At 72.8% G+C, this 20,104-nt stretch carries 19 protein-coding genes; 14 read left to right on the forward strand and 5 right to left on the reverse strand.

The features are described from left to right. Nucleotides 1–166 precede the first annotated feature (166 nt). Complete coding sequence (locus tag OHN19_RS40335) at nt 167–1,249, forward strand: MerR family transcriptional regulator (protein WP_330268963.1); 1,083 nt, start codon at nt 167–169, stop codon at nt 1,247–1,249. On the opposite strand, the gene OHN19_RS40340 is transcribed toward OHN19_RS40335, so the two are convergent. Continuing rightward, nucleotides 1,224–2,597, reverse strand: coding sequence for a deoxyribodipyrimidine photo-lyase (locus tag OHN19_RS40340; protein WP_330268964.1), 1,374 nt, complete (start codon nt 2,595–2,597; stop codon nt 1,224–1,226). The two genes, OHN19_RS40335 and OHN19_RS40340, sit on opposite strands and share 26 nt — an antisense overlap. A 38-nt stretch (nt 2,598–2,635) precedes the next feature. Next, nucleotides 2,636–4,162: an SDR family oxidoreductase gene (locus OHN19_RS40345; protein WP_330268965.1), complete on the reverse strand. Its 1,527-nt coding sequence runs from the start codon at nt 4,160–4,162 to the stop codon at nt 2,636–2,638. Nucleotides 4,163–4,270: 108 nt separating this feature from the next. Here OHN19_RS40345 and OHN19_RS40350 point away from each other — a divergent pair, with 108 nt between their 5' ends. The 3 genes from OHN19_RS40350 to OHN19_RS40360 all read left to right on the forward strand — a co-directional run bounded on the left by OHN19_RS40350 (nt 4,271) and on the right by OHN19_RS40360 (nt 7,270). Then, nucleotides 4,271–4,774, forward strand: a complete 504-nt coding sequence (locus OHN19_RS40350) for a MarR family winged helix-turn-helix transcriptional regulator (protein WP_330268966.1) — start codon at nt 4,271–4,273, stop codon at nt 4,772–4,774. 186 nt (nt 4,775–4,960) lie between these two features. Beyond that, nucleotides 4,961–7,027: an MMPL family transporter gene (locus OHN19_RS40355; RefSeq protein ID WP_330268967.1), complete on the forward strand. Its 2,067-nt coding sequence runs from the start codon at nt 4,961–4,963 to the stop codon at nt 7,025–7,027. A 54-nt stretch (nt 7,028–7,081) separates the two neighbouring features. Continuing rightward, on the forward strand, nt 7,082–7,270 hold the full coding sequence (locus OHN19_RS40360) for a hypothetical protein (RefSeq protein WP_030325729.1): 189 nt from the start codon (nt 7,082–7,084) through the stop codon (nt 7,268–7,270). A 9-nt stretch (nt 7,271–7,279) separates the two neighbouring features. Here the strand turns inward: OHN19_RS40360 and OHN19_RS40365 are convergent, their stop codons facing one another. Continuing rightward, a complete protein-coding gene (locus OHN19_RS40365) occupies nt 7,280–8,200 on the reverse strand; it encodes a LysR family transcriptional regulator (protein WP_330268968.1) in 921 nt (306 codons plus the stop codon). A gap of 144 nt (nt 8,201–8,344) precedes the next feature. On the opposite strand from OHN19_RS40365, the gene OHN19_RS44050 reads away from it, so the two are divergent. The 7 genes from OHN19_RS44050 (at nt 8,345) to OHN19_RS40395 (ending at nt 14,775) form a co-directional block, all read left to right on the forward strand. Continuing rightward, on the forward strand, nt 8,345–8,422 hold the full coding sequence (locus tag OHN19_RS44050; RefSeq protein ID WP_350786652.1) for a putative leader peptide: 78 nt from the start codon (nt 8,345–8,347) through the stop codon (nt 8,420–8,422). A gap of 115 nt (nt 8,423–8,537) precedes the next feature. Next, the gene (sfnG, locus tag OHN19_RS40370; protein WP_330268969.1) at nt 8,538–9,647 is read left to right on the forward strand and encodes a dimethylsulfone monooxygenase SfnG; all 1,110 of its coding nucleotides are present in this window, start codon (nt 8,538–8,540) and stop codon (nt 9,645–9,647) included. A 13-nt stretch (nt 9,648–9,660) separates the two neighbouring features. Beyond that, entirely contained in the window at nt 9,661–10,878 is a 1,218-nt protein-coding gene (locus OHN19_RS40375; RefSeq protein WP_330268970.1) for an acyl-CoA dehydrogenase family protein, read from the forward strand. A 67-nt stretch (nt 10,879–10,945) separates the two neighbouring features. Further along, complete coding sequence (gene ssuE / locus OHN19_RS40380; protein WP_330268971.1) at nt 10,946–11,500, forward strand: NADPH-dependent FMN reductase; 555 nt, start codon at nt 10,946–10,948, stop codon at nt 11,498–11,500. A gap of 5 nt (nt 11,501–11,505) precedes the next feature. Continuing rightward, on the forward strand, nt 11,506–12,690 hold the full coding sequence (locus OHN19_RS40385) for an SfnB family sulfur acquisition oxidoreductase (protein WP_330268972.1): 1,185 nt from the start codon (nt 11,506–11,508) through the stop codon (nt 12,688–12,690). A 30-nt stretch (nt 12,691–12,720) separates the two neighbouring features. Continuing rightward, nucleotides 12,721–13,866: an LLM class flavin-dependent oxidoreductase gene (locus tag OHN19_RS40390; RefSeq protein ID WP_330268973.1), complete on the forward strand. Its 1,146-nt coding sequence runs from the start codon at nt 12,721–12,723 to the stop codon at nt 13,864–13,866. Between the two features lie 93 nt (nt 13,867–13,959). Continuing rightward, nucleotides 13,960–14,775 carry an alpha/beta hydrolase gene (locus OHN19_RS40395; protein WP_330269827.1) on the forward strand — a complete coding sequence of 272 codons (816 nt, stop codon included), beginning with the start codon at nt 13,960–13,962 and terminating at the stop codon, nt 14,773–14,775. Here OHN19_RS40395 and OHN19_RS40400 read toward each other — a convergent pair. Further along, nucleotides 14,772–15,818: an acyl-CoA dehydrogenase family protein gene (locus OHN19_RS40400; RefSeq protein ID WP_330268974.1), complete on the reverse strand. Its 1,047-nt coding sequence runs from the start codon at nt 15,816–15,818 to the stop codon at nt 14,772–14,774. The genes OHN19_RS40395 and OHN19_RS40400 overlap by 4 nt on opposite strands. A gap of 94 nt (nt 15,819–15,912) precedes the next feature. Between OHN19_RS40400 and OHN19_RS40405 the strand changes: the two genes are divergently transcribed. From OHN19_RS40405 to OHN19_RS40415, 3 genes are all read left to right on the forward strand, one after another. Continuing rightward, on the forward strand, nt 15,913–16,269 hold the full coding sequence (locus OHN19_RS40405) for a YciI family protein (protein WP_330268975.1): 357 nt from the start codon (nt 15,913–15,915) through the stop codon (nt 16,267–16,269). 46 nt (nt 16,270–16,315) lie between these two features. Continuing rightward, nucleotides 16,316–17,755 (forward strand): RNA polymerase sigma factor, encoded by a 1,440-nt coding sequence (locus tag OHN19_RS40410; RefSeq protein WP_330268976.1) that lies wholly within the window; start codon nt 16,316–16,318, stop codon nt 17,753–17,755. Nucleotides 17,756–17,856: 101 nt separating this feature from the next. Continuing rightward, complete coding sequence (locus OHN19_RS40415; protein ID WP_330268977.1) at nt 17,857–19,179, forward strand: aldehyde dehydrogenase family protein; 1,323 nt, start codon at nt 17,857–17,859, stop codon at nt 19,177–19,179. Between the two features lie 19 nt (nt 19,180–19,198). Here the strand turns inward: OHN19_RS40415 and OHN19_RS40420 are convergent, their stop codons facing one another. Continuing rightward, the gene (locus OHN19_RS40420; RefSeq protein WP_330268978.1) at nt 19,199–20,101 is read right to left on the reverse strand and encodes an amidohydrolase family protein; all 903 of its coding nucleotides are present in this window, start codon (nt 20,099–20,101) and stop codon (nt 19,199–19,201) included. Between the last annotated feature and the right edge of the window lie 3 nt (nt 20,102–20,104).

Raw genomic sequence — 20,104 nt, forward strand, 5'->3', positions numbered from 1 at the left:
CGCCGGACGACTCCTCGCAGGGCGACTCCTCGGGCGGCACCACCGGGAGGGCGCTCGAAAGCACGGTCAAGGCGGCGGCTCCTCACGGGGTGACAGGTGCCGCCATCGTCCGAGTCCGTGCGCCAGGCCCTCAACTTGCATCGGTTCTGCGTCGTATAGTCGGGCCATGCGTGACATTCCGGAGGGCGACACCGCGACGAGCCTCAGCACCGGCACCCTGGCCCGGCGGCTGGGGGTCTCGCCGACCACGCTGCGCTCCTGGGACCGCCGCTACGGCATCGGCCCCGCCGTCCGCACCGACGGCCGGCACCGCCGGTGGACCCCGCCCGATGTCGCCGTACTGGAGACGATGTGCCGGCTCACCTCCGCGGGTGTGCCGCCCGCCGAGGCGGCTCGCGCGGCCAAGGCGGCGGGCTCCCGGGAGCCGGTGGGCAGCGCGACCGCGCGACCAGCGGTGGAGCCGACGGCTGTTCCACCTCCGCCAGGCGCACCGGAACCGCCGTCCCGGTCCAGGGCGGCGGGCACCCTCCCCCTGGGTGACGTGCGGCAGGAGTGCCGGGGCCTGGCCCGGGCCGCCGTACGCCTCGACGCGCCCGCCGTGGAGGAGCTGCTGGCGGCGGCGGTCGCGACCCATGGCCTGGCCGTCGCGTGGCAGGAGGTGATGGTGCCTACGCTGCACGCGGTGGGCCGCAAGTGGGCCTCGTCCGGGGACCGTTACGTCGAGGTCGAGCACCTGCTGTCCTGGCACATGTCCAGCGCGCTGCGCCGCTGCGCCCACCCGCCGGCCCGGCACGGCGACGCGCCCGGCCCCGGCCCCGTGGTGCTGGCCTGTGTCCCCGGGGAGCAGCACACGCTCGCGCTGGAGGCGCTCAACGCCGGGCTGAGCGAACTGCGCCTGCCCACCAGGATGTTCGGTGCCGCCGTACCCGCCGAGGCGCTGACCGCCGCAGTGGAGCGGCTCGGTCCGGCGGCCGTCGTCCTGTGGGCGCAGGCCCGCTCCACGGCGAGCCTCCCGCTGGCCCGGCACCTCGCGGGCACCCAGTGGGGCGTGAAGGGCGCGCGCAGGAGGCCCCTGGTGATGCTGGGCGGCTCCGGCTGGCTCGGCCGTACCGGTCAGGGCATGCTGCGGCCGACGACCTTCCAGGACGCCCTGGACACGCTCGCCGGCCTGTACGGCGCCGAGCGGCCGCAGCCTCCGGGGTCCCCGCAGCGGGAGCGCGGACTCAGTCGCGGCCCCGGGCCCGCTTGAACCGGGCGAGCCCCTCGGACAGTGCCACGATCGGGTCCGGGTAGTCGAACGCGGCCCGGTCCAGTCCCTGCAGCTTCCACGGCTCGTGCACCGACGCCCCGTCCAGCGCGGCCAGTTCGGGCACCCAGCGGCGGACGTACGCGCCGTCCGGGTCGTACCGTCTGGCCTGGAGGACCGGGTTGAGGACCCGGTTGGGCCTGGTGTCGGTGCCGGTGCCCGCCGTCCACTGCCAGTTGAGCTGGTTGTTGGCCACGTCACCGTCCACCAGCAGGTCCAGGAAGTGCCGGGCGCCGACCCGCCAGTCCACGTACAGCGTCTTGGCGAGGAAGCTAGCGGTCAGCAGCCGGCCCCGGTTGTGCATCCACCCCTCGTGCCGCAGCTGGCGCATCGCCGCGTCGATGACCGGGTAGCCGGTCCGGCCCTCCTTCCAGGCCGCCACGTCCTCGCGGGCCTCCCCCTCGGAGCGCCAACGGTCGTGCTGGGTGCGGTAGTCGGCGCCGGCCGCGACGGGGCGCGCCGCGAGCACCTGACGGTGGAAGTCGCGCCAGGCGAGCTGCCGTACGAAGGCCTCGGCGCCCGGGCCGCCCGCCCTGCGCGCCCGGTGGACGAGCTCGACGGGGGACAGGGTGCCGAAGTGCAGGTGCGGGGAGAGCCGGGAGGTCGCGTCGCCGGCCAGGTCGTCGTGCCGGTCCTCGTACGCGGCCAGGCCGGAGCGCAGCCAGCAGGCGAGGCGCTTGCGGCCCGTGCTCTCCCCGCCCGCGGCGAGACCTTCGGAGAGCCCGGACAGGTCGGCGCGGGACGGCAGCGGCTCGGATCCGACGCCGTCCGGGACCCGCACGGTCCGCGGCGGAGCCAGTGGCTCCCGCAGCCGCTCCTGCGACCAGCGCCGGAAGTAGGGCGTGAACACGGCGAAATGGTCCGAGGTCGCCGGGGCCACCGCCCCGGGGGCGACGGCCGTGGACACCGTGTCGTGCACGTGCAGCCGTACGCCGTCCCCCTCCAGGGCCCGCCGCAGCCGCCGCTCCCGCCGGTGGGCGTGCGCACTGGCGTCGGCGGCCATGTGCACCTCGTCGGCGTCCGCCTCGGCGGCGACCTTGCACACCTCCTCGACCGGGTCGCCCGAGCGCACCACCAGCCGACCGCCCCGCTCACGCAGCCCGGCGTCCAGATCGCGCAGACAATCGGCGAGGAACGCCAGCCGGTTGGGTACGGCGAAACCGGCGGCGGCCACGGTCCGGTCCCGCACGAACAGCGGGACGACCTCCTCGGTGCCGTCGAGGGCCGCTGTGAACGGCGGATGGTCGTGTAGCCGCAGGTCACAGGTGAACAGGACGACCGAGATGCTCATGGTGGGTGCTCCGGGTGGGTGCAGAGAGGGCCGGACGGTCAGGGGACGGAGGCGTGATCCGGCTCTCGGGCCGGTGAACTGGCCGCCGCGCGGGCTATGTTGCGGGCCATGCCGCCGAACACGACCGCGTGGAAGGGGGAGACGCTCCACCAGTAGGCCTGGCCGAGCAGTCCGTGCGGATGGAACAGGGCGCGCTGCCGGTACCGGGTGCGGCCGTCCGTGCCGCTCACCACCGCCATCTCCAGCCAGGCCAGCCCCGGCAGCCGCATCTCGGCGCGCAGCCGCAGCAGCCGGCCCGGCTCGATCTCCTCGACCCGCCAGAAGTCCAGCGAGTCACCGACCCGCAGCCGGGCCGCGTCCCGGCGCCCCCGGCGCAGTCCGACCCCGCCCACCAGCCGGTCCAGCCAGCCCCGTACCGCCCACGCGAGGGGGAAGGAGTACCAGCCGTTCTCCCCGCCGATGCCCTCGACGACCCGCCACAGCGCCTCCGGCAAGGCGTCGACCTCCAGCTCGCGGTGGTCGCTGTAGAGGCTGCCGCCCGCCCAGTCGGGGTCGGTGGGCAGCGGATCGCTCGGGGCCCCCGGCACCGACGCCGACGACCACCGCGTCGTGACCCGCGCCTCCCGCACCCGCTGGAGAGCCAGTCGTACGGCGTCGTCGAAGCCGATCGGATCGGCGGGCGGCCCGGGGAGGTGGCGGGCGATGTCGTTCTCGTGGCAGACGACCTCGTGCCGCAGTGACTCGGTGAGGGGCCGGGCGAGCGAGGCGGGCACCGGCGTCACCAGGCCCACCCAGTGGCTGGAGAGCCCGGGGGTGAGGACCGGCACCGGCAGGATGACCCGGCGCGGCAGGCCGGCGATCGCCGCGTACCGGAGCATCATCTGCCGGTACGTCAGCACGTCCGGGCCGCCGAGGTCGAAGGCGCGGCTCACGTCGGACGGCATGCTCGCGCTGCCGACGAGAGCCCGGAGCACATCGCGGACCGCCACCGGCTGGATCCGGGTGTGCACCCAGCTCGGGGTGACCATCACGGGCAGGCGCTCGGTCAGGTACCGCAGCATCTCGAAGGAGGCCGAGCCGGAGCCGATGACGACCGCCGCCCGCAGGACCGTGGTCGGGACGCCGGAGTCGAGCAGGATGCGGGCCACCTCGGCACGGGAGCGCAGATGCGGGGAGAGCTCGCGCTCGGGCACCCCGGCCGGGGTGAGCCCGCTGAGGTGGACGATCCGCCGCACGCCCGCGTTCCGGGCCTGCTCGGCGAAGATCCGCGCCGCCTTGCGGTCGGTCTCCTCGAAGTCGTCGCCGGACCCCATCGCGTGCACCAGGTGGAACGCCACGTCCACCCCGTCCATGGCCCGGGCGACGGACGCCGGGTCGGTCACGTCGCCGCCCACCATCTCGGCGCGGTCGGCCCAGGGGTGGTCGCGCAGCCGGCCGGGGGAGCGGGCCAGACACCGTACGCGGTACCCCGCGTCGAGCAGCTCGGGAACCAGGCGACCGCCGATGTACCCCGTCGCACCGGTCACCAGACAGCGCGGCCCCGCGCGCGTGCCGTCGTGGTCCATCGCGTCCCTGCCCTTCCTGTCGCCCCTCTCGCGATCACTTCCGTCGCCGGGTGCGGTTCGGATGCGGTCCCGGCCCGCTGTCGGGCAGCGCTTCTATACGCTGATCACGTGGCCACAGCAGACCAGCGGGAACAGCGCGAGCGACCGGATACCGGCACGGACGGGCCGCCGACCGACCTGTACGCCTTCGCCGTACGGCTGCGCCGCATGAACGGCGAGATCAACCGGCTCGTCCAGGGTTTCGCGGGCGACCACGGTCTGCACGCCACGGACATCCAGGCGCTCGCCGCGATCATGGACGCGGACGAGCCGATGACCCCCAGCGGGCTGCGCCGGCACCTCGGACTCACCTCGGGCGCGGTGACGGCGTGCGTGGACCGGCTGGAGCGGGCGGGCCACATCCGCCGGGTCCGGGAGAGCGCGGACCGCAGGGTCGTGCACCTCCACTACGAGCCGGACGCCCGGGCGGCCGCGCGTTCGTACTTCCGCCCGCTCGCCGAGGCGACCGAGGCCGCGCGCTCCCGTTTCGACGAGCAGGAGCTGGCGGTGGTGGTGCGCTTCCTGGAGGCGCTGAACGACGAACTCTCCGCGGCCCGGCCGAACGGCGGCTGAGTCCGGCCCGCGCGAACGGGGGCTGAGTCCGGCCCGCCGAACGGCGGTGGATTTGCCGGCCGAGGGCGCATCCGCCGACCGGGCGACAGGGGAAGCACGGGCGTCGTCTACGATCACCGACACGATGTAACTCGATGATTGAGATTGTTTTTCATTGAGATACATGTTCGCCGACCCTGGAGACCGATGTCCCCCGCCGCCCGACGCACCCGTGTGCTCGTCCCCCTCCTCCTGATCGCCGTCTGGCTCGTGGCCGGAGGAGCGCTCGGCCCCTTCGCCGGCCGGCTCGGCGAGGTCGCCACCAACGACCAGGCCGCCTTCCTGCCGCGCAGCGCCGAGTCGACCGCGGTCATCGCCGAGCAGAAGAAGTTCCGGCAGAACGAGACCCTGCCCGTGATCCTCGTCTGGACCGGTGACACCGTCGCCGACCGGAAGGCCGACGCCGACCAGGTGCTGCGCTCCCTCGCCGACGCCCCGGGCGTCGCCGGCGAGGTGTCCCCGGCGGTCCCCTCCGAGGACGGGAAGGCGCTGGAGGCGGTCGTCCCGCTCCGTCCCGACCTCGGCGACGGCCTCGCCGACATGCTCGACCGGATACGGTCCGCCGCCGGGCGCGTCCCCGGCACCACCGTCCAGCTCGCCGGACCGGCCGCCACCCAGGCCGACCTCTCCGACGCCTTCGCCGGCATCGACGGACTGCTCCTCGCCGTCGCGCTGGCCGTCGTCCTGGTCATCCTGCTGCTGGTCTACCGCAGCGTGCTCCTGCCCGTGGTGATCATCCTCGGCTCGGTCCTCGCCCTCGGCGTCGCCTGCGCCGTCGTGTACGTCCTGGCGGACCACGACGTCGTCCGCGTCGACGGACAGGTCCAGGGCATCCTCTCCATCCTCGTGATCGGCGCGGCCACCGACTACGCCCTGCTGCTCACCGCCCGCTGTCGCGAGGAACTCGCCCGGGGCACCGAGCGGTTCACCGCCGCACGGGCGGCCCTGCGGCGGTCCTGGGCGGCGATCGTCGCCAGCGCGGCCACCGTGGCACTCGGACTGCTCGCCCTGCTGCTGAGCGACCTCACCAACAACCGCGCCCTCGGCCCGGTCGGCGCCATCGGCATCGCCTGCGCCGTCCTCACCTCCCTGACCTTCCTGCCCGCCACACTCGCCCTGCTGGGCCGCGCCGCCTACTGGCCCGCCCGCCCCCGCCCCGCGGACGAGAACCACAACGGCGTCTGGCACCGGGTCGCCGCCCTCGTCGACGGGGCACCGCGCAAGGTCTGGGCGCTCACCCTCGTCATGCTGCTCGCCGGCGCCGCCTTCGCACCCGCCCTCACCTCCAAGGGCATCCCCCTCGCCGAGACCTTCGTCGACGACGCCCCCTCCGTCGCCGCCCAGCAGACCCTCAGCCGGCACTTCCCGGCCGGTTCGGGCAACCCCGCCGTGGTCGTCGCGGACGCCGGCCGGCTGACCGAGGTGGTCCGGGCGGCGCGGGACACCCGGGGTGTCGCCTCCGCCGCCCCGGTCAGCGCCTCCGGCCGCCCCGGCGCCCAACCGCTCGTCGTCGACGGCCGGGTGCGCGTCGACGTCACCCTCGAGGCCGCCCCCGACAGCGACACCGCGAAGGAGACCGTCGCCCGGCTGCGCACCGCCCTGCACCAGGTGCCGGACGCCGACCCCCTGGTCGGCGGCTACACGGCCCAGCAGTACGACACCCTGCGCACCGCCGAGCACGACCGCACCCTCATCGTCCCCGTGGTCCTCGCGATCATCCTGCTCATCCTCGTCGTACTGCTGCGCTCACTGCTGCTGCCCGTGCTCCTGGTGGCCACGGTGGCCCTCAACTTCCTGACCACGCTGGGCGTTTCCGCCCTCGTCCTCCGCCATGTGCTCGGCTTCACCGGTACCGACCCCTCCGTGCCGCTGTACGGGTTCGTGTTCCTCGTCGCCCTAGGCGTCGACTACAACATCTTCCTGATGTCCCGGGTCCGCGAGGAGTCGCTGCGCCACGGCGTGCGCCAGGGAACGATCCGGGGCCTGGTCACCACCGGCGGCGTCATCACCTCCGCGGGCGTGGTGCTGGCCGCCACCTTCGCCGCCCTCGGGGTGATCCCGCTGGCGTTCCTCGCCCAGATCGCCTTCATCGTCGCCTTCGGCGTCCTGCTCGACACCCTCGTCGTCCGGTCCCTGCTCGTGCCCGCACTGGTACGCGACATCGGACCCGGCGTCTGGTGGCCGACCACGGTCCACGAAAACCCGAAGACGTGAACATGTCCGCCCGAATCCCGGGCAACCGGACCGGTACGAGACGGTTCGTCAGCGATGTTGGAGGTGTCTGCCGCTATGAGCGCGAAGGTGTTGGAGCGGTTTCCTGCGGGAGCTCCGCGCGGATCGTGGCCGGCAGAGGAGTACGCGGCACAGAGGCGGGCGCAGGGTGAACCGGCGACCGTGGTGATGGACATCCAGTCCGACGCGTTCCTCGTGGTCGTCCCGGGCCGGGACGAGGACTGAACGGACGGCTCAGCCGGGCGGGGCGAGCGTCCCGCCCAGCTGCCGGGCCCGGCGCACGAACGCCTCGTGCAGATCCCGGGCCGCCTGCGGCACCGACTCGGCCCTGCGCCGCTGGAGCATCAGCAGCACCCGGGTGGAGTCCCCCTCGATCGGCCGGTGGGTGATCGTGCCCTGCCGCTCCAGCGGGTCCCCGACCACACTGAAGTCCGGCAGCACGGTCACCCCCAGCCCCTCGGCCACCATCAGCTTGCCCATCTCGGCGCCGTCGGTGGAGTACGCGAAGGACGAGCCACGGCCGCCCAGCAACCGGTGGACGAAGCGGTGCATGACATAACCGCTGCGCATGGCGATCAACGGCTGATCCAGCAGATCGTCCACCGACACACACGTGCGCGCGGCCAACGGGCTGTCCGGGCGCAGGCACACCACCGGCCGCCCGCGCAGCAGCTGCGTCGACTCGAAACCGGCCGGTGTGTCGTCGCCGTCGAGGTGGTTGACCAGCCCCAGGTCGAACCCGCCCTCCGACAGCGCCCGGTGGATGTCGGTCTGCTGCGCGCCGACCACCTCGACCTGGGTGACCGGATGCGCGGCCCGGAAGTCCTCGACCGCCGGGATGAGCAGCGGTACGGTCGCCGCGTTCACCGTGCCGACGCGGACCATACGGCTGATGCGGTGCTGCTCGCCCGCCGCCACCCGCAGCCGGTCCACCGCCTCCAGCACCCCCACGATGTGCGGCAGCAGCTCCCGGCCCTCCGCGCTCATCGTCGCCCCGGACCGCTTGCGCTCCAGCAGGTCGACCCCGAGCTCCCGCTCCAGGTTCCGCACGGTCTCGCTCAACGCGGGCTGCGACAGGCGCAGTTCCTCCGCCGCCCGGCGCAGTGAGCCGAGCCGGGTCACCGCGGCGATGTATTCCAGCTGTTCCGTCCGCATGCCTCGCAGAATGCGCGGCAATTACCGCCCGGTTCAAGGGTTTCCCTGTCACACGTTCGTGAAATTCAATGGTCCGCGATACGAGACCGGTCGGGTTTTCCTTGACGCCTCTCACGGGCGGCTGTCACGATCGACGACATGAAGATGCGACTGGACCTCACGCGGCGACGCCATGTCGACCTCGCGCGCGTCTCCAGCGCCTCCTGTTGCGCCGCGGCCTGATCAACCCTCTTCGATCCGCCGCGCTTTCCCCTTTTCCCACACCGAATTCACTCATGCTCTGAACCCATGCCCTGAATTCGGCGTGCCCGGAAACATTCCGCAACAGGAGTCACGCATGCCTGCCGCGCCCGTGAAATTCGCCTACTGGGTCCCCAACGTCAGTGGAGGACTCGTCACCAGCAAGATCGAGCAGCGCACCGACTGGGGCTACGACTACAACCGCGAACTCGCCGTCCTCGCCGAGAACAACGGCTTCGAGTACGCCCTCAGCCAGGTTCGCTACATGGCCAGCTACGGCGCCGAGTACCAGCACGAGTCGACCAGCTTCAGCCTCGCCCTGCTGCTGGCCACCGAACGCCTGAAGGTCATCGCCGCCGTCCACCCCGGCCTGTGGCACCCCGGCGTCCTCGCCAAGCTCGGCGCCACCGCCGACCACCTCTCCAAGGGCCGCTTCGCCGTCAACGTCGTCTCGGGCTGGTTCAAGGGCGAGTTCACCGCCCTCGGCGAGCCCTGGCTGGAGCACGACGAGCGCTACCGCCGCTCCGAGGAGTTCATCACCGCCCTGCGCAAGATCTGGACCGAGGACCACGCCGAACTCGGCGGCGACTTCTACCGGTTGCGGGACTTCTCCCTCAAGCCCAAGCCCCTCAACACCGTGGAGCGACCGCACCCGGAGATCTTCCAGGGCGGCAACTCCACCGCCGCCCGGCAGATGGCCGGCCGCGTCTCCGACTGGTACTTCTCCAACGGCAAGGACTTCGACGGAGTCGTCGAGCAGATCACCGACGTGCGCAAGTCCGCCGCCGAAGTCGGCCGCACCGCACCGAAGTTCGGCCTCAACGGCTTCCTCATCGCCCGCGACACCGAGGCCGAGGCCCGCGAGACCCTCCGGGAGATCGTCGCCAAGGCCGACCACGAGGCCGTCGAGGGATTCGGCGCCGCCGTGAAGCAGGCCGGACAGTCCACCGGCGACCAGAAGGGCATGTGGCAGGACTCCACCTTCGAGGACCTGGTCCAGTACAACGACGGCTTCCGCACCGGCCTCATCGGCACCCCGGAGCAGATCGCCGAGCGGATCGTCGCCTACAAGAAGCTCGGCGTCGACCTCCTCCTGCTCGGCTTCCTGCACTACCACGAGGAGGTCGAGTACTTCGGCAAGCGGGTGCTGCCCCTCGTCCGCGAGCTGGAGGCCCAGCTCCCCGAGTCCGCCACCGCCCAGGTCTGAGGAGGTCACCGAGATGAGCACCGTCACCCACACCGACTGGCAGAACCGCCCCGCCCCCGAGACCGCCGAGGACTGGATCGCCCGGGCCGCCGAGGTCGCCGCCGTCCTCGCCACCGACGCCGCCGAACGCGACCGCGCGGGCGCCACCCCGTACGCCGAGGTCCAGCTCCTCAAGGACGCCGGACTGGTCACCCTGCTCGGCCCCACCGAGCACGGCGGCGCGGGCCAGGACTGGCCCACCGCCTACCGGGTCGTCCGCGAGGTCGCCAAGGCCGACGGCTCCATCGGCCAGCTCCTCGGCTACCACTACCTGTGGTTCTGGGCCGCCCGCCTGGTCGGCACCCGCGAGCAGTGGGAGCACGTCGAGGCGGAGGCCAGCCGCAACCGCTGGTTCTTCGGCGGCGCGGTCAACCCGCGCGACAAGGACGTCGTCGTGACCGAGGACGGCGACGACCTCGTCTACACCGGCCGCAAGACCTTCTCCACCGGCAGCAAGGTCTCCGACGTCACCGTCCTCGAAGGCGTCCTGGAAGGCACCGACCAGCATGTCTTCGCCATTGTGCCCTCCGACTCCGAGGGCCTGACCTTCCACGACGACTGGGACAACATCGGCCAGCGGCTCACCGAGAGCGGCGGTGTCACCCTCGACGGCGTGCGCACCCCCTGGTCCTCGGCCGCCGGTTACGTCGACAAGGTGTTCCAGCCGCGCGTCTACAACACCCTCAACGTCCCCACCATCCAGCTGGTCTTCGTCAACTTCTACCTGGGCATCGCGGGCGGCGCGCTGGAGACGGCCGCCACCTACACCCGCGAGAAGTCCCGCTCCTGGCTGCACGGCGGCTACGAGCGCGCCGTCGACGAGCCGTACGTCATCGACACCTACGGCGACCTCACCGCCAAGCTCTGGGCGGTCGAGGCCCTCGCCGACGCCGTGGCCGCCGAAGGACAGAAGCTGCACGACGACCCCGACGCGGTCACCGAGCAGACGCGCGGCGACTTCGAGGTCCGGGTGGCCGCGGTCAAGGCCCGCGCCACCGACGTGGCCCTGGAGATCGCCGGCCGCATCTTCGAGGTGACGGGCGCCCGCTCCACGGCCACCTCGGAGGGCCTGGACCGGTTCTGGCGCAACGTCCGCACCCACACCCTCCACGACCCGGTCGCCTACAAGCGGCGCGAGGTCGGCCGCTGGGTCCTCGAGGGCGAACTGCCCGAACCCACCTGGTACTCCTGACCGCTTCCCCGGGGCGCCCCCTCCTGAACCGGGGGCGCCCCGCCCCTCCTCCCCGAAAGAGGACCGCATGGCCACCGTCCTGTCCGTCTCCGGCAGTCCCTCCGCCTCCTCCCGCACCAACCGGCTGCTGCGCCACCTCGACCGGCGCCTCGCCGCCCAGGGCCACGAGGTGATCCCGCTCGACGTGCGCACCATCCCCGCCGAGGCCCTGCTCGGCGCGGACTTCACACACCCGGCGATCGTCGAGGCGACCGAGCTGTTCGCCCGCGTCGACGGCGTGGTCGTCGGCACCCCGGTCTACAAGGCGTCCTACTCCGGAGTCCTCAAGGCGCTCCTCGACCTGCTCCCGCAGTACGCCCTCGCCGGCAAGACCGTGCTGCCCCTGGCCACCGGCGGCTCCACCGCCCACGTCCTCGCCATCGACTACGCCCTGCGGCCCGTCCTCAGCTCCATGGGCGCGGCGCACATCGTGCAGGGCTGGTTCACCCTCGACAAGGACATCACCGTGCTCGAGGACGGTTCGCTGAGCGTGGCGCCGCCGGCGACCGAGGCCCTGACCCAGGTCATCGACCAGTTCTCGACCGCGCTGGGCCGACGGCCGGTCCTGGCGGCGGCGGTCTGAACAGCATGGCCGCCCATGTGATCGCCGACGACGCGGAGGCCCTCGCGGTCGCCGCGTCGCTCGCCGACGAGTTCCGCGCCGGCGCCGCCGCCCGGGACGCCGAACGCAGGCTGCCGCGCGAGGAGTTGGACCGCCTCTCCGCCTCCGGACTGCTCGCCGTCACCGTCCCCGCCGAGCACGGCGGGGCGGACGTGAGCGCGCCGACCCTCGCCGAGATCTTCCGCCTGCTCGCCGCCGCCGACGCGAGCCTGGCCCAGATCCCGCAGAGCCACTTCGCCTACGTCAATGTGATCCGCCGTCAGGGCACCGACGAGCAGCGGAAGTTCTTCTTCGCCGAACTGCTCGCCGGCCGCCGCTTCGGCAACGCCCAGTCCGAGGCGGGCACCAAGCACGTCCAGGACATCCGCACCCGTCTGCACCCCCGACCCGACGGCTCCTACCGCCTCGACGGCGTCAAGCACTACTCCACCGGCGCCCTGTTCGCCGACTGGATCCCGGTGCTGGCCCGCGCCGACGACGACAAGCTGCACGTCGCCTACGTCCCGCGGGACACACCCGGCGTCACGGTCGTCGACGACTGGGACGGACTCGGTCAGCGTACGACGGCCAGCGGCACCGTCCGCCTCGACGGCGTCGAGGTCCCTGCCGACCGGGTCCTCCCGCACCACCTCACCTTCGAAGGCCCGCAACTGCACGGCGCGGTCGCCCAGTTGCTGCACGCCGCCATCGACGCCGGGATCGCCGCGGCGGCGCTCGCGGAGGCGGCGGAATTCGTCCGGACGAAGAGCCGCCCGTGGTTCGAGAGCGGGGTCGAGACCGCCGCCGAGGATCCACTGCTGATCCAGCGCTTCGGTGAACTGGCCGTCGAGGTAAGGGCGTCGGATGCGCTGCTGCGGGAAGCCGCCCGCACGGTCGACCGTGCGCAGGCCGACCTGACCGACGACTCGGCGGCGGAGGCGTCCATCGCGGTCGCGGCCGCCAAGGTGTCGGCGGCCCGGGCGGCGGTGGACGTGGCGAGCGCCCTCTTCGAGGTCTCCGGTACGCGCGCGGCCCTCAAGTCGCTGAACCTGGACCGGCATTGGCGTGACGCCCGGACCCACACCCTGCACGACCCGACCCGCTGGAAGATCCAGCACATCGGCCGGTATGTCCTGGGCGGCACCCGGCCACCCCGTCACGGACTGCTCTAGCGGCACCTTCCAGAGATCGGAGACCCCCACGTGTCCCTCACCTTCCACTGGTTCCTGCCCACCAACGGCGACAGCCGCCATGTCGTGGGCGGAGGTCACGGCACCCCCGCCACCGTCTCCGGACGGGACCGGCCGCCGACGGTCGCCTACCTGAGCCAGATCGGCCGCGCGGCCGAGGACCTGGGGTTCGTGGGCGCGCTCACCCCCACGGGCGCCTGGTGCGAGGACGCCTGGCTGACCACCGCCATGGTCAGCCAGAACACCGAGCGGCTGAAGTTCCTGGTCGCCTTCCGGCCCGGCTTCGTCTCGCCGACGCTCGCCGCCCAGATGGCCTCCACCTTCCAGCGCCAGTCCGGCGGACGGCTCCTGCTCAACGTGGTCACCGGCGGCGAGAGCCACGAGCAGCGGGCCTACGGGGACTTCCTCGACAAGGACGCGCGCTACCGCCGTACCGGAGAATTCCTGGAAGTGGTACGGGGGTTGTGGGAGGGCAAGACCGTCGACCTGAACGGCGAGCACCTCCAGGTCGAGGACGCAAAGCTGGCCCGGGTGCCCGACCCGGTGCCCGAGGTGTACTTCGGCGGGTCCTCGCCGATCGCGGGGGAGGTCGCCGCCAAGTACGTCGACGTGTACCTCACCTGGGGCGAGCCGCCCGCGCAGGTCGCCGAGAAGATCGCCTGGATCCGGGGCCTCGCGGCCAAGCAGGGCCGCACCCTGCGCTTCGGGATCCGGCTGCACGTCATCACCCGCGACACCTCCGAGCAGGCCTGGGCCGAGGCGAACCGTCTCCTCGCGGGCTTCGACCCCGAGACCGTCCGGTCGGTGCAGGCAGGGCTCGCCCGCAGCGAGTCCGAGGGGCAGCAGCGGATGCTCGCCCTGCACGGCGGCGGTGAGCGCGACCGTCTGGAGATCCACCCCAACCTGTGGGCCGGCATCGGTCTGGTGCGCGGCGGGGCGGGCACCGCGCTGGTCGGCAGCCACGACGAGGTCGCCGAGCGGATCAAGGAGTACCACGCCCTGGGCATCGACGAGTTCGTGCTCTCCGGCTACCCGCATCTGGAGGAGGCGTACTGGTTCGGCGAGGGTGTGCTGCCGCGGCTGGCGGCGCAGGGGCTGTGGCAACATCCTGTCGGTGAGCGTTCCGTCTCCTCGGCGCAGGTGCCGTTCGCGAGCTGAACGGTCGGGGTGTCCGTCGGGTGCGGGTGATGCGTGGCGGGCCGCGCGGTTCCCTGACGGGGCGTTCCAAGCCGACGGAGAGGACATGTGCCCGTGAGCGAGTGGTCGTTGACCAGGACCTTCCGCAGCAGCTCCGGGGAGGTCCGCTGGGACAGCCTCGGGGACCCCGACCTCGATCCGGTCGTCCTCCTGCACGGCACGCCCTTCTCCTCGTACGTCTGGCGTGCCGTCGCCCGCGCCCTGGCCCGCCGCCACCACGTGTTCGTGTGGGACATGCCCGGCTACGGGGCCTCGGAGATGTCCGACGGCCAGGACGTCTCCCTGGCGGCCCAGGGCAGGGTCTTCACCGAGCTGCTCGCGCACTGGGGCCTGGCCGAACCCCGGGTGGTGGCCCACGACTTCGGCGGTGCGGTGGCGCTGCGGGCCCATCTGCTGCACGGCGCCCGCTACCGCTCGCTCACCCTCGTCGACCCGGTGGCACTCGCCCCCTGGGGGTCGCCGTTCTTCCGGCTCGTCGGCGAACACTCCGAGGTCTTCGACCGACTGCCGCCCGCCCTGCACCGGGCGCTCGTCCGCGAGTACGTGAGCTCGGCCAGCGGCCCCGGACTGCACCCCACGGTCCTCGACCGGCTCGTCGAACCCTGGCTCGGCGAGGCCGGCCAGGCGGCCTTCTACCGGCAGATCGCCCAGGCCGACCAGCGGTACACCGACGAAGTCCAGGACAGATACGGGGAGATCACGATCCCGACCCTGGTGTGCTGGGGCGAGGACGACACCTGGATCCCCGCGGAGAAGGGCCGTGAACTCGCGGCCCGCATCCCGCGGGCGCGGCTCGAACTGATCCCCGGCGCCGGTCACCTCGTCCAGGAGGACGCCCCCGCCGCGCTCATGGCGGCCCTGCTCGACTAGCTCCGCGCGAGGGCGGCCAGATGCGCTCGCCGCACCTCGGCCGTCTGCCCCTGCACGAGCAGGAACATCCCCTCGCGGAACAGCCGTTGGGCCGTGCCGTCGAGGGCCGTGGCCCGGCCGCCACCGGCCACGACCGCCGCGGTCGTGGCCGCGCGCATCAGGTCGTACGACCGCGTCTTGAGCGCCAGCCGTTCGGCGACGCGCTCGTGCGGGACGGGATGCCCGGCCAGCTCGTACGCCTGTCCGCGCACCTCGTCGAGGCGGCCGCGCAGAGCATCCGCGGTCTCCGGCTCCCCGGCGTCCGCCAGTACCCGGAGCGCCGCGTACGCCACTCCGAAGACGGCGGGGGAGGCGTTGGTGTTGCGGGGCAGGTCGACCAGCGCGAACTTCTCCTGCGGGGTGCGCAGCACCACCGACTCGTCGGGCAGCCACAGACCGTCCAGCGTCAGGGACACCGTGCGGGACGCGGTGAGCGCCGCCAGCCGCATCGGCTCCGACGCCCGTAGTCCCGGCTGCTCGCGGGCCTCGGTGAACGCGAACACCACCTCGTCCGCCCCGGTCACCCCGGCCAGCAGCAGCACGTCGTTCAGACCCCAGCCGGTGTACCAGGGCACCGTGCCGTCGAACCGCCAGCCGCCCCGCTCGGCCGTCGCCCGCACCGGAACCCGCGGAAAGGCACGGACGTGCGCGAACGCGATACCGGCCAGCAGCTCACCGGTCGCCAGCGGGCGCAACAGCCGCTCCCGCACCGGCAGGCCGGACTGCGCGAGCATCCTGACCGGCGTGTGGTGCTGGGTCTGCACGAACCAGGTCGAGCAGCACGCCCCGGCGAGGATCTCCTGGACCTCCCGCGCCATGGCGTCGGGCGCTCCGGCTCCGCCGTACTCCACCGGCGCGCTCATCCCGAGCAGCCCCGACCGCCGGATCGCCTCGATGTGGCTCACGGGCACGCCCTCCTGGTCGACCCGCGCGGCCCGCGGGGCGAGGAGGTCGTCGGCGAGGGCGTGGGCGGTGACGAGGAGCGGGTGCGGTGCGGAGGTCATGGAGAGGATTCTCCCGATCGCCCGGCGCGCGGTGTCGATCCGGGGGTGTGGCGTTCGTGTAGGAGGTGAGACAAGCTCACAGGAGGAGAACGCCATGAAGTACTACCTGCTCAACGTCATGCAGCCCGGCTGGGACGAGCTGCCCGCGCCCGAGGTGATGGCCGAGATCGGCAAGCGGCTCGACGTCTTCCACCAGGAGCTGCGCGAGGCCGGGGCCTGGGTCTTCGCCGGCGGCCTGCACGGCCCCGACGCCTCGACCGTGCTGCGCCCCCGCGACGGCGACGTCCTGATCACCGACGGCCCGTACGCCGAGGGCAAGGAACAGCTCGGCGGCATCTGCGTGGTGAAGGCCCCCGACCTGGACGCGGCCCTGGAATGGGCCCGCAAGGCGGCCCTGGCAACCACCCTGCCCATCGAGGTACGCCCCTTCCAGCACGAGTCCGAGGACTGACGGCACCTGCCGAGGAGACCCCACGACACCGCACCGAAGAGGACAGATGGGCCCCGACCACCGTCTGCCGCCCGACCAGGGCCCGGCCCCGGACCACGGGCCGGCGCCCGACGAGGGACCGGCCCCCTACCAGAAGCAGGCCCCCGTCCGCGGCCCGGCGCCCATCCACCGGCTGCCGCCCCACCAAGGCCCGGCCCCTCTCCGTCGGCCGGCGTCCGCCCAGGGCCCGGCGTCCGGCCAGGGCCCGGCGTCCGGACATGGTCCGGCGTCCGCCCACGGTCCGGCCCCCGATCACGCGCCCGATCTCGACATCGAAACCGTCTTCCGCGCGGAGTACGGCCGTGCCGTGTCCGTCCTCGTCCGTTTCCTCGGTGACATAGACCTCGCCGAGGAAGCGGTTCAGGACGCCTTCGCCGCGGCTGTGCGGCGCTGGCCGGAGACGGGTGTGCCGCCCAGTCCGGCCGGCTGGATCATCACCACCGCCCGCAACCGCGCCATCGACCGGCTGCGCCGTGAGTCCACCCGTGAGGCCCGGCACGCCGAGGCGGCCCTGCTGCACGCCCCCGACGAACCGCCCGAGGAGGGCCCCGTGCGCGACGAACGGCTCCGGCTCCTCTTCACCTGCTGCCACCCCGCGCTCGCGCCCCGGGCCCGGGTCGCCCTCACCCTCCGCCTGCTCGGCGGCCTCAGCACCGCACAGATCGCCCGCGCCTTCCTGGTCCCCGAGCCCACCATGGCCCAGCGCCTCGTCCGCGCCAAGGCCAAGATCCGCGACGCCGGCATCCCCTACCGCGTCCCCCGCGACGCCGACCTCCCGGACCGACTGGGCGGCGTCCTCGCCGTCGTCTACCTCATCTTCAACGAGGGCTACGGCGGCACACCCGGCCTGTGCGCCGAGGCCGTACGCCTGGGCCGGCTGCTGACCGAGCTGATGCCGGACGAGCCCGAGGCCACCGGCCTGCTCGCGCTGATGCTGCTCGTCGAGTCCCGCCGGGCGGCCCGTACCGACGACACGGGCGCACTCGTCCCCCTGTCCGAGCAGGACCCCGCCCGCTGGGACCGCGAGCTGATCACCGAGGGCCAGTCACTCGTACGGCGGTGTCTGCGCCGGAACCGGCCCGGGCCGTACCAGATCCAGGCCGCCATCCAGGCCGTGCACAGCGACGCGCCCACCGACTGGGACCAGGTCCGCCGGCTCTACGACCAGCTCATGGCCGTGGCCCCCAGCCCGGTCGTGGCCCTCAACCGCGCGGTCGCCGTGGCCGAGACGGACGGACCGGCGCCCGCCCTCGTCCTCGTGGACGCACTCGACCTCGACGGCTACCACGTCCTGCACGCCGTCCGGGCCGATCTGCTGCGCCGCCTGGACCGTGCCACGGAGGCCGCGGCCGCCTACGCGAGGGCCGCCGAACTCACCGAGAACCCGGCGGAACGCGGGTACCTGGAGGCTCGGCGCCGATCGCTCACGACCCGTCACGGAAAGTAGTGCCGACGAGCCGGAATGGACCCGGACCCCAAAAAGGTTGCAATATACATCTGACCGTCGAGACCCGGCCGCAAGGCCCGCGCACCCCCAGCGAGGCATCCGTGAACCACCCCGCCCCCGAGCAGCCCGCCGACGTCGTCGCCCGACTGCGCGCCACCTTCCGCAGCGGCCGCACCAAGCCCGTCGAGTGGCGCACGACCCAGCTGCGCCGCCTGCGCGAGCTGCTCACGGAGAAGGGCACGGAGCTGGCCGCGGCCCTCCACGCCGACCTGGGCAAGAGCTCCACCGAGGCCTTCCGCACCGAGATCGACTTCACGATCCGCGAGATCGACCACACCCTGGACCACCTCACCGACTGGCTGCGCCCCGAGTCCGCGCCGGTCCCGCCGCACCTGGGCGCCGACGCCACCGCCTGGACCCAGTACGACCCGCTCGGCGTCGTCCTCGTCATCGCCCCCTGGAACTACCCGGCCCAGCTGCTGCTCGCCCCGGTGGTCGGCGCCCTCGCCGCGGGCAACGCGGTGGTCGCCAAGCCGAGCGAGCTGGCCCCCGCCACCTCCGCGGCCATCGCCCGGCTGCTGCCCGCGTACCTGGACACCGATGCGGTGGCCGTCGTCGAGGGCGGTGTCCCCGAGACCACGGCCCTGCTCGCCGAGCGCTTCGACCACATCTTCTACACCGGCAACGGCACGGTCGGCCGGATCGTCCTGCGCGCCGCCGCCGAGCACCTCACCCCGGTCACCCTCGAACTGGGCGGCAAGTCACCGGCGTTCGTCGACCGCGACGCCGACCTCGCCGTGGTCGCCGACCGACTGGTCCGCGGCAAGTTCCTCAACGCCGGGCAGACCTGTGTCGCCCCCGACTACGTCCTCACCGACCCGGACACCGCCGCCGCCCTGGAGCCGCTGTTCGTCAAGGCCGTCGAGACGCTCTTCGGCGCCGACCCGGCCCGCTCCGGCGAGTACGGCCGCATCATCAACGAACGGCACTTCGACCGCCTCACCGGCCTGCTCGACTCCGGCCGCACGGTCGTGGGCGGCGAGCGCGACCGTACGGCCAAGTACATCGCGCCCACCGTCCTCGCCGACGTCGACCCCGAGGCGCCGGTCATGCGGGAGGAGATCTTCGGCCCGATCCTCCCGATCGTCACCGTGCCCGGCCTGGACGCGGCGATCGACTTCATCAACGACCGGGACAAGCCCCTCGCGCTGTACGTGTTCACCGACTCCGACACCACCCGGACCCGCATCGCCGACGAGACCTCGTCCGGCGGCCTCGGCTACGGACTGCCCCTCGCCCATCTCACCGTCTCCGACCTGCCGTTCGGCGGGGTCGGCGAGAGCGGCATGGGCAACTACCACGGCCGGTACTCCATCGAGACCTTCAGCCACCGCAAGGCGATCCTGGAGAAGCCGCTCGGCTAGCCGCCGCTCACGGGCGGTGTCACAGGCCGAACAGGTCCGCCGCGTTGTCGTGGCACACCGCCCGCAGCCAGTCCTCGCCCAGCCCCAGCCGCTCCAGGGACCGGAGCTGGTGCAGGTAGGCGTAGGGGATGTTGGGGAAGTCGGAGCCGAGCAGGACGCGGTCGCCCAGGGCGGTGAGCCGGGGCAGGGCCTCGGCCGGGAACGGCATGAACGCCTCCGTGAAGTCGGTGAACGCCATCGTCGTGTCCAGCCGCACCTCCTCGTACCGCTCGGCGAGGTCCAGGAACTCCTCGTACTCCGGCATCCCCATGTGCGCGACGATCAGCCGCAGCCGCGGGTGCCGCGCCAGCACCCGGGCGATGTTCTCGGGGCCGGTGTGCTTGCCGGGCGCGGGCCCCGAACCGCAGTGGATCACCACCGGGACGCCCGCCTCGGCCAGCACTCCCCAAGCCCCCTGGAGGAGTTCGTCGGCCGGGTCGTACGCACCCACCTGCACATGCGCCTTGAACACCCGCGCGCCCGCCTCGACGGCCTCCCGGACGTAGGCCTCGACGTCCGGCTCGGGGTAGAGCGTGCAGGTGTGCAGACAGTCCGGGGTGCGGGCGGCGAAGTCGGCGGCCCAGCCGTTCAGCCACCTGGCCATACCGGGCTTGTGGGGGTAGAGCATCGCGGTGAAGGCCCGGACGCCGAATTCCCGCAGCAGGGCCGTTCGCTCCGCCTCCTCCGTCCGGTACGTGATCGGCCACTCCATCCCCCCGGTCAGCGGTCCGACGGAGTCGAAGTAGTCCCAGACCTTGTGCAGGACGCGCTCGGGCATGAAGTGGGTGTGGACGTCGACCAGCCCCGGAAGCCCCAGTCCCTCCCAGAACCGCCGGACCTCACCGGCCTCCTCGCTGACGGGTGCCACGCGGTGATCGTTCATGCC

It is taken from the genome of Streptomyces griseorubiginosus (assembly GCF_036345115.1).
Lineage (GTDB): Bacteria > Actinomycetota > Actinomycetes > Streptomycetales > Streptomycetaceae > Streptomyces > Streptomyces griseorubiginosus_C.